General features: G+C 64.2%; 1 protein-coding gene. It reads left to right on the top strand.

The annotated features are described in order from the left end of the window. Positions 1 to 1265: condensation domain-containing protein (locus A5736_RS14475; protein ID WP_139333315.1), on the top strand; the 1265-nt coding region annotated here is incomplete at both ends.

The raw sequence follows: 1265 nt of genomic DNA, 5'->3' as shown, positions 1-1265 counted from the left end.
CGCGGACTACACACTTTGGCAGCGAGAAGTCCTCGGCCGCGAAGACGACCCCGACAGCGTCCTGTCCCAGCAGTTGGCGTACTGGCGTCGTGAGCTGTCCGGGGCGCCAGAACAGATTTCGTTGCCGTTCGACCGGCCTCGTCCGGCGGAGCGATCGTTTCGCGGGGAGGTCGTGTCGTTCGCGATCGACCCGTTACTGCGGGACCAGATCGAGCAACTGGCGCGGGAAACCGGGACAACCACATCGATGGTGCTGCAGGCGGCGTTGGCAGTGCTGTTGCGCAAACTCGGCGCCGGCGACGACATTGCAATCGGAGGGCCGATCGCCGGGCGCACCGACGAGGCACTGACCGACCTGATCGGGTTCTTCGCCAACACCTGGGTGCTGAGGGTGGCGACCTCGGGCAATCCCCCCTTCAGGCAGCTCCTCGAGCAGGTAGCCGGCAAGGCACTCGCCGCATACGAAAACCAAGACGCCCCATTCGAACGGCTCGTCGACTCGCTGAACCTATCCCGCTCCACTGCCCATCACCCGCTGTTTCAGGTGTCCCTCGCGCTGCAGAACAATCCCCTCCCGAAGGTCGAATTCCCCGGACTGGGCGTCGACGTGCTGCCTGCTTCCACCCACACCGCGAAGTTCGACCTGTCCATCAACCTCTTCGAACTTCCGCCAATGCCGGGAGAACCACAACCGATCCCGGGAACCATCGAGTACGCCACCGACCTGTTCAACCACGACACCGTCGAGAAGTTCGCCAGCCACTACCTACGGATCCTTGACGCTGTCTCGGTTGATCCGGAGCGGCGGATCGATCAGATCGAGATCATCGATGCGATCGAACGCGACCAAGTCGTGAACCGATGGAACGACACCGCCACGCCAATACCGCAGGCCACCGTGCCAGAACTGTTCGCCGCCCAGGCCGCGCGCACCCCCGACGCCCCCGCAATCGACGACGACAACGAGACCCTGACCTACCGCCAACTCGACGCTCGCGCAAACCATCTCGCCGCCCGACTGACAACCTATGGAGCCCGACCAGAAACCATCGTCGCGGTCGCACTGCCCCGCTCCACCCGATTAGTCACCGCGCTACTGGCCATCTCCAAAACCGGCGCAGCCTACCTGCCCATCGACCCCAACTACCCCAGCGAGCGCACCGCATACATGCTCACCGACGCCACCCCCCAACTGCTGATCCAGGACGCTGTCGGGGTCGTCTTCGCGGCCGAGGACTTCTCGCTGCCTATCTGTGTAGTCCGCG

The sequence above is a fragment of the Mycobacterium sp. SP-6446 genome (assembly GCF_001954045.1).
Taxonomy (GTDB): domain Bacteria; phylum Actinomycetota; class Actinomycetes; order Mycobacteriales; family Mycobacteriaceae; genus Mycobacterium.
This window is presented reverse-complemented; position numbering and strand designations above follow the sequence as displayed.